The sequence below is a fragment of the Propionivibrio sp. genome, from assembly GCF_029255185.1.
In the GTDB taxonomy this organism is placed as follows: Bacteria; Pseudomonadota; Gammaproteobacteria; order Burkholderiales; family Rhodocyclaceae; genus Propionivibrio.
On sequence record NZ_JAPUVO010000132.1, the window covers coordinates 18,450 to 31,048 of the forward strand.

15 protein-coding genes are annotated in these 12,599 nt (G+C 58.0%); 2 read left to right on the plus strand and 13 right to left on the minus strand.

The window, feature by feature from the left end:
• Positions 1-96 precede the first annotated feature (96 nt).
• From hisD to Q1J43_RS14375, 12 genes are all read right to left on the minus strand, one after another.
• On the minus strand, positions 97-1,353 hold the full coding sequence (hisD, locus tag Q1J43_RS14320; RefSeq protein ID WP_301103186.1) for a histidinol dehydrogenase: 1,257 nt from the start codon (positions 1,351-1,353) through the stop codon (positions 97-99).
• Positions 1,354-1,394: 41 nt separating this feature from the next.
• Positions 1,395-2,054 carry an ATP phosphoribosyltransferase gene (gene hisG / locus Q1J43_RS14325; protein ID WP_301103187.1) on the minus strand — a complete coding sequence of 220 codons (660 nt, stop codon included), beginning with the start codon at positions 2,052-2,054 and terminating at the stop codon, positions 1,395-1,397.
• A gap of 64 nt (positions 2,055-2,118) precedes the next feature.
• Positions 2,119-3,372 (minus strand): UDP-N-acetylglucosamine 1-carboxyvinyltransferase, encoded by a 1,254-nt coding sequence (murA, locus tag Q1J43_RS14330; RefSeq protein ID WP_301103188.1) that lies wholly within the window; start codon positions 3,370-3,372, stop codon positions 2,119-2,121.
• The gene (locus Q1J43_RS14335) at positions 3,365-3,610 is read right to left on the minus strand and encodes a BolA family protein (RefSeq protein ID WP_301103189.1); all 246 of its coding nucleotides are present in this window, start codon (positions 3,608-3,610) and stop codon (positions 3,365-3,367) included. The genes murA and Q1J43_RS14335 overlap by 8 nt, the downstream gene beginning before the upstream one ends.
• A 3-nt stretch (positions 3,611-3,613) precedes the next feature.
• Complete coding sequence (locus Q1J43_RS14340) at positions 3,614-4,366, minus strand: ABC transporter permease (protein ID WP_301103190.1); 753 nt, start codon at positions 4,364-4,366, stop codon at positions 3,614-3,616.
• Complete coding sequence (locus tag Q1J43_RS14345) at positions 4,363-5,289, minus strand: ABC transporter ATP-binding protein (RefSeq protein ID WP_301103191.1); 927 nt, start codon at positions 5,287-5,289, stop codon at positions 4,363-4,365. The genes Q1J43_RS14340 and Q1J43_RS14345 overlap by 4 nt, the downstream gene beginning before the upstream one ends.
• Before the next feature lie 31 nt (positions 5,290-5,320).
• Positions 5,321-5,632 (minus strand): STAS domain-containing protein, encoded by a 312-nt coding sequence (locus Q1J43_RS14350; RefSeq protein ID WP_301103192.1) that lies wholly within the window; start codon positions 5,630-5,632, stop codon positions 5,321-5,323.
• Positions 5,629-6,243, minus strand: coding sequence for a phospholipid-binding protein MlaC (locus tag Q1J43_RS14355; RefSeq protein WP_301103193.1), 615 nt, complete (start codon positions 6,241-6,243; stop codon positions 5,629-5,631). The genes Q1J43_RS14350 and Q1J43_RS14355 overlap by 4 nt, the downstream gene beginning before the upstream one ends.
• 29 nt (positions 6,244-6,272) lie before the next feature.
• On the minus strand, positions 6,273-7,004 hold the full coding sequence (locus Q1J43_RS14360; RefSeq protein WP_301103194.1) for a VacJ family lipoprotein: 732 nt from the start codon (positions 7,002-7,004) through the stop codon (positions 6,273-6,275).
• Between the two features lie 27 nt (positions 7,005-7,031).
• Positions 7,032-7,502 carry an outer membrane lipid asymmetry maintenance protein MlaD gene (gene mlaD, locus Q1J43_RS14365; RefSeq protein ID WP_301103195.1) on the minus strand — a complete coding sequence of 157 codons (471 nt, stop codon included), beginning with the start codon at positions 7,500-7,502 and terminating at the stop codon, positions 7,032-7,034.
• A complete protein-coding gene (mlaE, locus tag Q1J43_RS14370) occupies positions 7,502-8,308 on the minus strand; it encodes a lipid asymmetry maintenance ABC transporter permease subunit MlaE (protein ID WP_301103196.1) in 807 nt (268 codons plus the stop codon). The genes mlaD and mlaE overlap by 1 nt, the downstream gene beginning before the upstream one ends.
• Positions 8,301-9,113, minus strand: a complete 813-nt coding sequence (locus tag Q1J43_RS14375) for an ABC transporter ATP-binding protein (RefSeq protein WP_301103197.1) — start codon at positions 9,111-9,113, stop codon at positions 8,301-8,303. Before Q1J43_RS14375 ends, mlaE begins: the two co-directional genes overlap by 8 nt.
• A gap of 131 nt (positions 9,114-9,244) precedes the next feature.
• Between Q1J43_RS14375 and Q1J43_RS14380 the strand changes: the two genes are divergently transcribed.
• Positions 9,245-10,699, plus strand: a complete 1,455-nt coding sequence (locus tag Q1J43_RS14380) for a sigma-54 dependent transcriptional regulator (RefSeq protein WP_301103198.1) — start codon at positions 9,245-9,247, stop codon at positions 10,697-10,699.
• Positions 10,699-12,015, plus strand: a complete 1,317-nt coding sequence (locus Q1J43_RS14385; protein WP_301103199.1) for an AAA family ATPase — start codon at positions 10,699-10,701, stop codon at positions 12,013-12,015. Before Q1J43_RS14380 ends, Q1J43_RS14385 begins: the two co-directional genes overlap by 1 nt.
• 65 nt (positions 12,016-12,080) lie before the next feature.
• Here Q1J43_RS14385 and Q1J43_RS14390 read toward each other — a convergent pair whose 3' ends face one another.
• Positions 12,081-12,593 (minus strand): transposase, encoded by a 513-nt coding sequence (locus tag Q1J43_RS14390; protein ID WP_301103302.1) that lies wholly within the window; start codon positions 12,591-12,593, stop codon positions 12,081-12,083.
• Between the last annotated feature and the right edge of the window lie 6 nt (positions 12,594-12,599).

Here is a 12,599-nt window from a genome sequence, read left to right on the forward strand (position 1 = left end):
TCATGGCTGACGAGTGCTAATGATAGGGGCGGAAAGGTAATATTTCAAGGTGTGCGGCAATAATTATCGTAATCAGAATGCCGGGTGCGCCATAGATCAGGAGTCGACCCGGTACTCGGCGGATCTGGCGTGGGCCTGTAGACCCTCGCCCTGCGCCATGAGTGACGCGATACGCCCCAGCGTCTTCGCCGCCGCTTGCGAGACACGGATCAGGCTGCTGCGTTTCTGGAAGTCGTATACACCGAGCGGTGATGAGAAGCGCGCGCTGCCTGAGGTTGGCAACACGTGGTTCGGTCCGGCACAGTAATCGCCGAGCGATTCGGAGGTATAGGGGCCAATGAAAATGGCGCCGGCATGGTGAATTTTGTCCACCCAGACTTCAGCGTCGGCCAGCGACAATTCCAGGTGCTCCGGTGCAATGCGATTGGCGATGGCGCAGGCCTCATCCAGGTCGCGCACTTCGATCAGCGCGCCGCGATGTTCCAGTGACGCGCGGATCACGTCCTGGCGCGGCATGGTCTGCAGCAGTTTATCCATGGCTTGGGCAACGCGCTCAATATAGGCCGCATCTGGGCAGAGTAGTATCGATTGCGCCAGTTCGTCGTGCTCGGCCTGAGAAAAAAGATCCATCGCCACCCAGTCGGGATCTGTCTGACCATCGCAGATGATGAGTATTTCCGAAGGCCCGGCCACCATGTCGATGCCAACCACACCAAAGACGCGACGCTTGGCCGCAGCGACATAGGCATTGCCGGGACCAACGATCTTGTCTGCCGCCGACACACTCTGCGTACCGTAGGCCAGCGCACCTACCGCCTGGGCGCCGCCAATGCAGAACACGCGGTCGACACCGGCCAGCGCCGCCGCCGCCAGCACCAGCGGATTGCGTTCGCCGTCCGGCGTTGGCACAACCATGATGAGTTCCCTGACACCGGCCACCTTGGCTGGAATTGCGTTCATCAGCACCGACGACGGGTAAGACGCCTTACCGCCGGGAACGTAGAGGCCAACACGGTCCAGCGCTGTCACTTTCTGGCCGAGCAGCGTGCCGTCGGCTTCCTCAAACTGCCAGCTGTGCAGGGTCTGCCGCTCGTGATAGCTTCTAACGCGGCGCGCAGCCGCTTCGAGCGCTTCACGCTGAACCTTGGGCAAGTGATTCAGTGCGTTCAGCAACTCGTCGCGGGACAGTTCAAGCTCCGCCATCGAGTGCACGGCGAGGCGGTCGAAGCGATTGGTGTAGTCAACCACGGCAGCGTCGCCGCGTACTTTGACGTCGGCCAGAATGGCGGCGACCGTGCGGTCTACCGATTCGTCCTGCGCACTTTCAAAGGCCAGCAGCGAATCGAGTCGCATTTTAAAATCCGCATCACGACTGGAAAAGCGCTTTATCGAAATCACGATTTGACTACGCACGACCCGACAACACTCGCAATGGCATCAAGAATCGGAACAATCTTCTCGCGCTTAAGTTTGAGTGCAGCCTGATTGACGATCAGACGCGAGGAAATGTCGATGATGTGCTCAACCGCCACCAGGTTGTTGGCTTTCAGCGTGCTGCCGGTCGATACCAGATCGACGATGGCATCAGCCAGACCAGCCAGCGGCGCCAACTCCATCGAGCCGTAGAGCTTGATCAGATCGACGTGCACCCCTTTAGCGGCGAAATGCTCACGCGCGATGTTGATGTATTTGGTTGCCACCTTGAGCCGTGCGCCCTGACGCACGGCGTTTTCGTAGTCAAAGCCAACGGGAACCGCAACCATCATCCGGCACTTGGCGATCTTCAGGTCAAGCGGCTGGTAGAGTCCTTCGCTACCGTGTTCGAGCAACACATCCTTGCCGGCCACGCCGATATCCGCCGCGCCGTACTGCACATAGGTCGGCGCATCGGTCGCGCGCACGATGACGACGCGCACATCGGCACGGGTGGTCGGGATAATCAGCTTGCGCGAAGTCTCGGGGTTTTCCAGCGGTTCAATGCCGGCTGCCGCAAGCAGTGGCAAGGTTTCTTCAAAAATTCGGCCCTTTGAAAGGGCGATGGTAATGCCATTCACGGCGCTGATCCTTTATGCTGCTTGGTAAAGGGGCGATTTTACCGCAACGCCGCGCCCAACACCTTCAATGTACCCGCTTGACCTTGGCGCCCAGCCTGGTCAGCTTCTCTTCAATCCGTTCGTAGCCGCGATCAAGGTGGTAGATGCGTTCAATCAGTGTTTCGCCCTGCGCCACCAGGCCAGCGATGACCAAGCTGGCTGAAGCGCGCAAGTCGGTAGCCATCACCGTCGCCCCGTCAAGACACGCTACGCCAGTCACCAGTGCGTTGTTGGCGTCGATCCTGATGTCAGCGCCGAGCCGGATTAATTCGACGGCGTGCATAAAGCGGTTCTCGAAAATCGTTTCGCGGATCACAGCCGAACCCTCGGCAACACAGTTGATGGCCATGAACTGCGCCTGCATATCGGTCGGAAAGGCCGGATAAGGCGCGGTGCGAATACTCACCGCCTTGAGCCGCGGCGGCGCTTTGAGTTTGATCGCACTACTTTCGGCCGTCACCTCGCACCCCGCTTCACGCAGTTTCTGCAGCACCGAATCGAGATAGGCGGCCGAGGTATTGGTCAGGCGAATATGGCCGCCGGTCACTGCCGCAGCACAAAGATAGGTGCCCGTTTCGATACGGTCGGGCATGATTGCATGGCGCGCGCCGTGCAAACGTTCAACGCCATGGACGCAGATGCTGTCGGTTCCGGCGCCCGTAATCCGAGCGCCCATGGCAATCAGGCAGTTGGCCAGATCGACGACCTCCGGTTCACGCGCGGCGTTTTCAATGACCGTTTCACCGTCAGCGAGCACCGCAGCCATCATCAAATTCTCGGTCCCGGTTACCGTCACCATATCGGTGACGATGCGCGCACCCTTCAAACGACTGGCCCGGGCAAGAATGTAACCGTGTTCGACATGAATTTCAGCGCCCATCGCCTGCAAACCCTTGATGTGCTGGTCGACCGGCCGGGCGCCGATGGCGCAACCGCCGGGCAGCGACACCTTGGCCTCGCCGCAGCGTGCGAGCAGGGGACCAAGCACCAGAATCGAGGCGCGCATGGTTTTGACCATGTCATAAGGTGCAGTCGGATTATGCAACCCATGGCTATCGAGGATCAGGCCATCGTCACCGTCCAGCGTAACCTCAACACCCATCTGCCCAATTAAGCGCCGCATGGTCGAAATGTCGTTAAGCTCAGGCACGTTGGTGAAGTGCAGGGGCTCGGCGGCAAGCAGGCTGGCGCAGAGAATCGGCAGCGCAGCATTCTTGGCGCCGGACATGGCCACTTCACCGGTAAGCGGCGTGCCGCCCTGAATCAGTAATTTATCCACGGAGTGCGCTCCGCTCCTCGGGGGTAAGCGTTTTCATCGATAGAGCGTGCAGTTCGCCACTATCGAAATACGGACGCAAAATAGCGTTAACCAGTTGCTGGCGTTGAACACGACTCTTGCCAGCGAATGCGGAGCTGACGAGGATCGCTTCAAAGTGCTCGCCGTCACCCTCGACGTGCAGCCCTTCGCACGACAGGCCTTCGGCGATTATTTTTTTTATCTGTTCGGGGTTCATCATGGTTTAGTACCTCAACTTGTAACCGCTGCGCAATAGCGCCAGCGTGGTCAACGCAACAACAAGAAAACTTACGGCGACAACGGCCAGGCTGGTTGCAGGCGCCACGTCGGAAACACCGAAAAAGCCGAAACGAAAGCCGTCGATCATATAAAAAACGGGGTTGAAATGCGATACTCGCTGCCAGAAGACCGGCAGCGAGTGGATCGAGTAGAACACCCCTGAGAGCATGGTCAGCGGCATGATCAGGAAATTCTGAAAACCCGAGAGCTGGTCGAATTTGTCAGCCCAAATACCGGCAATCATTCCCAGCGATCCCATGATGCCGCCGCCAATAATGGCGAACACCAGGATCCAGCCCGGTGCGACAAAACTCAGCGACGCAAACCAGCCGGTCACGACAAGCACGCCGAGGCCCACCATTAGTCCGCGCAGCATGGCCGCGACAACATAGGCGAGGAAAAACTCAACGTAGGAAATCGGCGGCAGCAGGATGAAGATAACGCTACCCATGACCTTGGACTGAATCAGGCTGGACGAGCTGTTGGCAAAAGCATTTTGCAGCACCGACATCATGACCAGCCCGGGAATCAGGAACGCGGCATAGCGCACGTTATGGACCTGCACCTGCGCATCAAGCACGTGCGAGAAGATCAGCAGGTAGAGCAGCGCCGTCAGCACCGGCGCGGCCACCGTCTGGAAACTGACCTTCCAAAAGCGCAGCACTTCTTTGTAGAGCAGTGTACGGAAACCGCTCATCGGCTTACCGCCTGTTCTCTGGCCTCTGCCCCCTGCATGACAGCGACAAAGACATCTTCGAGGTCGGCCTGGGTCAGGCGCAGGTCCTCAATCACACCGCCCGCCACGCGAATTTCCGCCAGCAGGTGCTCGATCTCATCGAACCCGGCCAGTCGAAAAATCCAGCACCCCTCGTTTTGAGTCGCGCGCGCGCGCAAGGCTAGTGGCAGGCTAGCCGCATTGGCCAGGCGCAGATTAAGCGTGTGCCCGGGAACACGGGCCAGCAGGTTGCTGGTCGTGTCCAGCGCCACGACGCGCCCCTGCTTGAGCATGGCAATACGCCCGCAAAGCGCTTCGGCTTCTTCCAGATAATGGGTGGTCAGAATCACCGTATGCCCTTCGCGGTTCAGGCGCTGGACAAACTGCCACAAGCCCTGCCGCAACTCGACGTCGACTCCGGCAGTCGGCTCATCGAGAACGATCACCGGCGGCTTGTGTACCAGCGCCTGCGCGACCAGCACCCGCCGTTTCATGCCGCCGGACAGGCGGCGCATATTGACATTGGCCTTGGCGGTGAGATCAAGATTCTCAAGAATTTCGTCGATCCAGGCGTCGTTGTTGCGGATGCCAAAGTAGCCCGACTGGATGCGCAGGGTCTCGCGCACCGAAAAGAACGGGTCGAAAACCAGTTCCTGCGGTACCACGCCGAGCCGCCGGCGCGCTTCGCGATAATCGCCATGCACATCGTAACCCATCACACTGAGTTGGCCCTGGTCAGGACGAACCAAGCCGGCCAGACAGGAAATCAGTGTCGTCTTGCCGGCGCCATTCGGTCCCAGCAGGCCGAAGAACTCGCCTTCGGCAATTTCCAGTGAAACGCCGTCAAGCGCCCGCAAACTACCGAAGTATTTTACAAGCTGCTGAATGGAAACAGCGACGCCCATGGCATCAGAACTTTACAGACACGCGCGCTGATCAGGCGAGCGAAAGAGAATCGGAAACGCCGTATAGCGCAGCCTGGCTAATCATGCTTGCCGGCGGGTTGGTGACACGCATCGTTACGCCGCATTCACGCGCGGTGCGCAACAAGCCGAAAATGACGCTGAGTGCCGACGAATCGGTTTGCGCAACTGCAGAAAGATCGAAAACGATTTCGCTGGCTGTGGCCGGCGCAGTCGCCACCACTTCGGGGCGCAAAAAATCTCGCCCCGCTTGGAGCAGGGCGCTGGCGTTGGCGATCAGCATGGGGCCCGTGACAGAAAGGCCGCCCCCATTTTTTTCAATCATTTCTTGCCGGCTTCAAGTTGCTTGTTCTTGGTCGTGAGCATCTGGAGTAGGCCATCAATGCCATTGGCACGAACTTCCTGATTGAACGTGTCGCGATAGTTGGTCACCAGACTGACGCCAGCAACGACGACGTCATAGACCTTCCACGCATCACTTAACTTTTCCAGTGAGTAATCCAGCTGGATCGGCTTGCTGCCCGGCTGCACAATCTCGGTTTTGACCAGCACCTCCATATCGCCGCTTTGCATCCGGGTCGGCTTGTAGCGTACCGTCTGATCTTTGTAGCTGGTCAGCGCATTGGAGTAGGTGCGGACCAGCAGCGTCCTGAATTCGTCGGACAGGTGCTTCTTCTGTTCAGGCGACGCCTTGTTCCAGTCGCGCCCCATCGCCAGCGCCGTCATGTGCTGGAAGTTGAAGTGGGGCAGCACCTTGATCTCGACGAGTTCGATGGCCTTTTTGGTATTGCCGTTCTGGATATCCTTGTCCTGACGAACGATGCTCAGGACATCGTCGGTCACTTTCTTGATCAGCGCGTCTGGCGAATCTTCCTGGGCAAAGGCTGGAGCACAAAACACGAACACGCCAAGCAGCAACGAAAACAGCGGTTTCATCAGTCGCTTTCTAAAGAACAACAAGCGACTCAGTAACACCGGCTCTGCTTGCATTCGCCTTCGCCACGGCCTTCAATCAGGGTTTTCCCGTCGTTGATTTCGCTACGACGGTTTTGTAGGTATGCATCGCGAATATAGTTGTATTTGTCGAAGGCCGCCTGCTCGACAACCCTGTCGGTCGGTAAAAGACTGGCGCGAAGATCAATGAAACGAACACCAACCAGCGAATTGCGCAGGGCGACATCATCGACACGCCAGACCGGATCGGCGTAGCTATCAACCAGCCAGCCGAACGAATCACGCGTCGTGCGTGGCCCGATCAGTGGCCAGTAGAAATAGGGGCCGTCATCAACGCCCCATTTGCCGAGGGTCTGGCCAAAATCTTCGGTGTGCTTTTCCAGCCCCATTTCACTGGCCACATCAAAAACGCCGCCGATGCCAATCGTCGTATTGACCAGTACCCGGCCAACGTCAGACAAACCCTGACCGCCTTTGCCTTGCAGAAAATTGTTAACCGCCGTCCATACGTCGTAGATATTGCCAAAGAAATTTCCGATTCCGGCCTTCACCGGCAACGGTGCGGCCGCATCGTAGCCCTGGGCGACCGGTTTGACGACCAGGTCGATGCCCTCATTGACCGAGAACATCGCACGGTTGAAACTTTCGTAGGGATCCTTGGGATTGTTCGCCGTAGTCGCACAGCCGTTCAGACCGCCCAGGACTGTAGCGGCGAATGCCACTGAAAACACGCGCTTTGCCATTTGAGTTTTCACGAGCGAACCTTCCTGTTATTTTTTGTCCGGACCTTCGGACGCCTTGTTGAACATGAACTGACTGATCAGTTTTTCCAGCACGACTGCAGACTGCGTCTTGGCCACTACATCGCCAGACTTGAACATTTTTTCGTCACCGCCGGCATCAAGCCCGATATACTGTTCGCCGAGCAAACCCGCAGTCAGAATGGACGCAAACGTATCCTTCGGGAAACGGTAGCGACTATCGATGGTCAGCGTTGTTACCGCCTCATAGCTCTCAGGATCGAAGCGAATCTCCGTCACCCGACCGACAACCACCCCTGCACTTTTCACCGGACCGCGTACCTTCAGGCCACCGATGTTATCAAACTTGGCCGTCAACTGGTACGTCTCGGCAAAATTGGCCGACGAAAGGTTGCCGACTCTTAGTGCTAAAAACAACAGTGAGGCAAACCCAAGGAGAACAAAGAAACCTACCCACAAATCAAGCAACTTGCGACTCATCAAAGCCCCCGGAACATGAAGGAGGTCAACACAAAATCCAGCGCCAGAATGGCCAGCGCCGAATAGACCACCGTTCTTTTGATCGAGCCCGACACGCCTTCGGCGGTCGGAACTGCATCGTAGCCTTCAAAAACGGCAATCAAGGAAACGGCCACCCCAAAAACAAAACTCTTCACCACGCCATTCCAAACGTCGTAGCGGAAGTCCACCGACCCCTGCATCTGCGACCAGAAGGCGCCCTCATCAACACCGATAAGAACGACACCGACCAGATAGCCCCCGAAAACGCCAATCGCAGAAAACAGCGCTGCCAGCAGCGGCATCGAAATAACACCACCCCAGAACTTCGGAGCGACGACCCGGGCAATCGGGTTAACCGCCATCATATCCATCGCGGTCAGCTGTTCGGTGGCCTTCATCAGGCCGATCTCAGCGGTAATCGCCGAGCCGGCGCGCGAAGCGAAGAGCAGCGCAGCAACCACCGGACCCAGTTCACGCGTCAGCGACAGCGCCACCAGAACCCCCAACGCCTCGGACGAGCCATAACGCTGCAGCGTCTCGTAACCCTGCATGCCAAGCACCATGCCGATGAACAGCCCGGAAACCAGAATGATCAGCAGCGACTGAAAGCCGGAGAAATAAATTTCGCGAATCGTCAGATGCAGGCGTCGGAAGGACTGGCCCGAATAGACCAGAACCATCACGAAGAAGCGTGCCGCAAAGCCCAGGCGTTGAAGCCCATCGTTCAAGTGATGCCCGACAGTCCGGATCAGTTCGATCACGCTGGAAACACTTTTCTCAACCATAGGCGCCCTGCCGCATCAAATCCTGCTCGAAAGGAGCCGCAGGATAGTGGAAGTGCACCGGACCGTCAGCTTCGCCATAGACAAATTGATGCACGAAGGGATCGGAGGACGCGCGTATTTCGTCCGGCGTGCCCTGGGCAACGATCTGCCCGTCAGAAACAAAATAAACGTAATCGACGATCAGCATTGCCTCATGCACATCATGCGTCACCAGCAAGGTCGTCGCACCCAGCGCGTCGTTAAGCTTGCGGATGAGCTGGCCGATGACGCCCATCGAGATCGGATCGAGTCCGGCAAAGGGTTCGTCATACATGATCAGCATCGGATCAAGCGCGATCGCCCGGGCCAGGGCAACGCGCCGCGCCATGCCCCCCGACAGTTCAGAAGGCATCAAATTGTGTGCGCCACGCAAACCAACGGCATTGAGTTTCATCAACACCATATCGCGAATCATTTCTTCCGGCAGATCGGTATGCTCGCGCATCAGGTAGGCGACGTTATCGAAAACGGAAATATCCGTAAACAGCGCGCCAAACTGGAACAGCATTCCCATCCGCCGACGCATGGCGTAAAGCTCATCGTGGCTCATGTCCGGCACCGACTCGCCATCGACCAGCAGCGTGCCGCTAGTTGGTTTGAGCTGGCCGCCAATCAGACGTAGCAGGGTCGTTTTCCCGCAACCCGAATTGCCCATGATGGCCACCAGTCGGCCTCGGGGAATCTCCATGGTGACGCCATTGAGGATAGCCCTGTCGTCGTAAGCGAAATTGATGTCAGAAATCTTGACCAAGCTATCGGCTGGCACAACGGCATCCCGTACGAAAAATTGACGCCGATTATACCCGAATCCGGATCCCCTCATCCGCCAAAAATACGCGGCCATATAATTGTGAAATAATGGCGAGCTCCTTTTTCTGGATCAAAGACGCGCCTTCCATGACCGCCGCCCCAGAAACCACCTTGCCGGAAAAATCGCTGCTGCTCATCGTGGACGATGACCCGCTCATTTCCGATACGCTCAGTTTTTCGATGAGTTCTGTTTTCGAGGTCATCACCAGCCACTCCCGTGCGCACTGCACCCAACTGCTCCGTCAGCTACGCCGCGCCCCGCAAGTGGCACTGGTTGACCTTGGACTGCCTCCGCTGCCGCACCGCCCGGACGAGGGATTCGCGCTGATTTCCGATCTGCTCAAACTGGCGCCGGAAATCAAGATCGTCGTACTCTCCGGCCAAGGCGACGCCGACAATGCCCGTCACGCCCGCACCTTGGGCGCGACCGACTTTGTCGCCAAGCCTTGCAATCCCGCCGAACTGCACAAAATTCTTCAGCGCGCCTTGAGTTATCGCTCGCTGGACGAAATACGCGCTCCTGGCTTTTCTGCTTCGCCACTGATCGGCAACAGCCCGGCCATCCAGAAACTGAAAGTGCAGTTGCAGCAGTACGCCGATTCGCCTTTTCCTGTCCTCATCGAGGGCGAGTCTGGCAGTGGCAAGGAAATCGTTGCCAGCAGTTGCTTGCACCTCGACACCCGGCGCCGTAGCAAGCCTTTTTTTGCACTCAACTGTGCGGCCATTTCACCCAGCCTGGTCGAACCGACCCTCTTTGGCTATGCCAAGGGAGCCTTTACCGGGGCGGTTACGGCAACAGCCGGCTATTTCGAAGATGCCGCCGACGGAACACTTTTTCTCGATGAAATTGGCGAACTACCGCTTGAGTTGCAGGCAAAATTGTTGCGGGTACTCGAGAACGGCGAATATCAGCGGGTCGGCGAAACACAGAAACGCGTCAGCCACGCTCGAATCATTGCCGCCACCAACCGCGACCTGCGCCGGGAAGTCCGGTCCGGCAACTTCCGCGCCGATCTTTATCATCGCCTTTCGGTTTTTTCGATCACCGTTCCGCCGCTACGCGAGATGGACGACGACAGGTTGCTCTTGCTCGAGCACTTTCGCCAGCGCTACGCGACGCAGACGCAAGCACCTTTCATTCTTTCCGATGCGGCGCGCGCGCTGTGGTCACGTTATAGTTTTCCTGGCAATGTGCGCGAACTGCGCAACATCGTCATCCGCCTCACAGCAAAGTATCCCGGTCAAAGCGTGGACAGCAGTGCACTGGAAGCCGAACTTGACCTGCAAGACGAGCCGCTGGCGCCAGTCACCGCACCACCGCTGGTCAGCACCGAAAGCGATGCATCGATCGTTGCCGCCGGCCAGCGCCTGCAACAGCCGGACCCCTTCAGCCTGGATCGCTTGCTGGCCGAAACCGAACGCAATTACATCGAAGCCGCACTACGACTGGCGCATGGCAACGTCAGCCAGGCCGCACGCCTGCTTGGCATCAACCGCACCACGCTTTACAACCGGATGGAATCCTTTGCCAAGGAGCAGTAATGTATCTTGACCACTTTGGACTCCGCGAAGCCCCGTTTCGCATCACCCCGCATACCGAATTCTTTTTCGCCGGCGCCAACCGGGGAGCCACGCTCGAAGCGCTGATCTACGCCATCACGAACGACGAAGGCATCGTCAAGGTTAGCGGCGAAGTGGGCAGCGGCAAAACCATGCTGTGCCGGATGCTACTGGAAAAACTCCCGGACAATGTTGAAACCGTCTACCTCGCCAATCCGTCACTGTTGCGTGACGAAATTCTCCATGCCATCGCCGAGGAACTGCACGCCCCCTTGCCGGAAGGGCGCTCGCACCAGTTGTTACGCGCCTTGCAGGATCGTCTGATCGAAATCTACGCCGCTGGCCGTCAGGTCGTTGTCATGATCGATGAAGCCCATGCCATGCCTGCGGAAACGCTGGAAGAAATCCGCCTGCTTTCCAATCTTGAATCAAACCGGCACAAACTTCTGCATATCGTCCTCTTCGGTCAGCCAGAACTCGATGCTCACCTGCGCAAAACAAATATGCGTCAGCTCAAGGAACGGATTACCCACAACTTCGCCCTGGAGCCGCTGCACCGCAACGATATCGCCAGCTACCTGATGTTTCGCATCCGTGCCGCCGGCTACCACGGACCCGATCTATTCACCGAAGGCGCCATCCAGCGCATCAGCAAGGCATCTGAAGGGCTAACGCGGCGCATCAACATCCTCGCCGACAAGGCGCTGCTTTCGGCATTTGCAGAAAACAGGCATCTCATCGACGCCCGGCAGGTAAAGGCGGCGATCAACGACGCCCAGTTCAACCTGATACATGACAGCACCGTCAACCCAACAAAATGGGGAATCAGTGCCACCGTAATTGTGCTCATTGCGGCGTTGGCCTTCTTCGCCGGAAGCCACCGCACCAGCAGCTCGCCGGCCTCGGCCGCCGAAGTCACCACCGGCCTGGCTGTCGCACTGCCTGACGCAGCGCCACCCGACGCTACTCCCGCCGTGCAGCCGGGCACCCTCGCCGAGCACATCGCCGCCGGCGAAGACTGGCTGAAAAAAACACCAGACACCCACTACATCATTCAGTTGCTCAACACAGACGGGCGCAGGCTCCGCGAGGTATCTGCCTTTCTGGAAAACAATACCCGGACGCTTGACCCGCAACAACTCCACGTCTATCGATCGAACCTGAGCGGCCACGACCGGCTCGGCGTGATTTATGGCGATTATCCCTCGCGTGACGCGGCAAACGCAGACCTGGCAAGGCTTGCCAGGGCCAGTCACGTCACCAAGCCCTATATTCGCTCGGTCAGCAAACTGCGTTGAATCAATACAAATCAGTCACCAATGGCACCACCTTAAGAAATGAACCAGGCACCCATGGCGCTACCTTAAGCCGCATTTTCCCGAGATTTTCGGATGTTATGGCGAGCGACCTCACGGGTGATGGTCAGCAATGGGTGGCTTTTTGGCCGTCGTTTGATGGCATGAGGTTCGACTCGCCCCGGGCGAACCGGTAGTCGCAACAAACTGATGCCGCCGAGCAGGTGGGCCGTCATGGTTCCGATACTGCGGCGGCCGGCAAAACGAAGCTGCTGTTCAAACGCCAGAAAGAGCTGGATCGTCCCTTTGAAGCTCAGCGCCCGAGCTGCCACGTCGGAACCGGCTGCCGCGCGAACCATTAAGGCACAGACCAGGTTGTAGGCGAGCAGATAGACGGCGATTTCCTTGTCGACCATCGACGCCGATTGAGTGCGCAGAATACCCATTCCCATGTCGGCCTTGATCGAGCGCAGGTCCACCTCCACCTGCCAGCGCCGGGAATACAGCGCATCGACAGCCTCTCCGGCATGGATTCGTAGGTCTCGGCGTCCATCCAGGCTGGCCGTTTGGGGCGCATCCAGCCCACC

Coding starts and splice junctions, on each gene's coding strand:
- hisD (WP_301103186.1), bottom strand. CDS start 1,353: ATGCGACTCGATTCGCTGCTGGCCTTTGAAAGTGCGCAGGACGAATCG.
- Q1J43_RS14335 (WP_301103189.1), bottom strand. CDS start 3,610: ATGATGAACCCCGAACAGATAAAAAAAATAATCGCCGAAGGCCTGTCG.
- Q1J43_RS14340 (WP_301103190.1), bottom strand. CDS start 4,366: ATGAGCGGTTTCCGTACACTGCTCTACAAAGAAGTGCTGCGCTTTTGG.
- Q1J43_RS14345 (WP_301103191.1), bottom strand. CDS start 5,289: ATGGGCGTCGCTGTTTCCATTCAGCAGCTTGTAAAATACTTCGGTAGT.
- Q1J43_RS14350 (WP_301103192.1), bottom strand. CDS start 5,632: ATGATTGAAAAAAATGGGGGCGGCCTTTCTGTCACGGGCCCCATGCTG.
- Q1J43_RS14355 (WP_301103193.1), bottom strand. CDS start 6,243: ATGAAACCGCTGTTTTCGTTGCTGCTTGGCGTGTTCGTGTTTTGTGCT.
- Q1J43_RS14360 (WP_301103194.1), bottom strand. CDS start 7,004: ATGGCAAAGCGCGTGTTTTCAGTGGCATTCGCCGCTACAGTCCTGGGC.
- mlaD (WP_301103195.1), bottom strand. CDS start 7,502: ATGAGTCGCAAGTTGCTTGATTTGTGGGTAGGTTTCTTTGTTCTCCTT.
- mlaE (WP_301103196.1), bottom strand. CDS start 8,308: ATGGTTGAGAAAAGTGTTTCCAGCGTGATCGAACTGATCCGGACTGTC.
- Q1J43_RS14380 (WP_301103198.1), top strand. CDS start 9,245: ATGACCGCCGCCCCAGAAACCACCTTGCCGGAAAAATCGCTGCTGCTC.
- Q1J43_RS14385 (WP_301103199.1), top strand. CDS start 10,699: ATGTATCTTGACCACTTTGGACTCCGCGAAGCCCCGTTTCGCATCACC.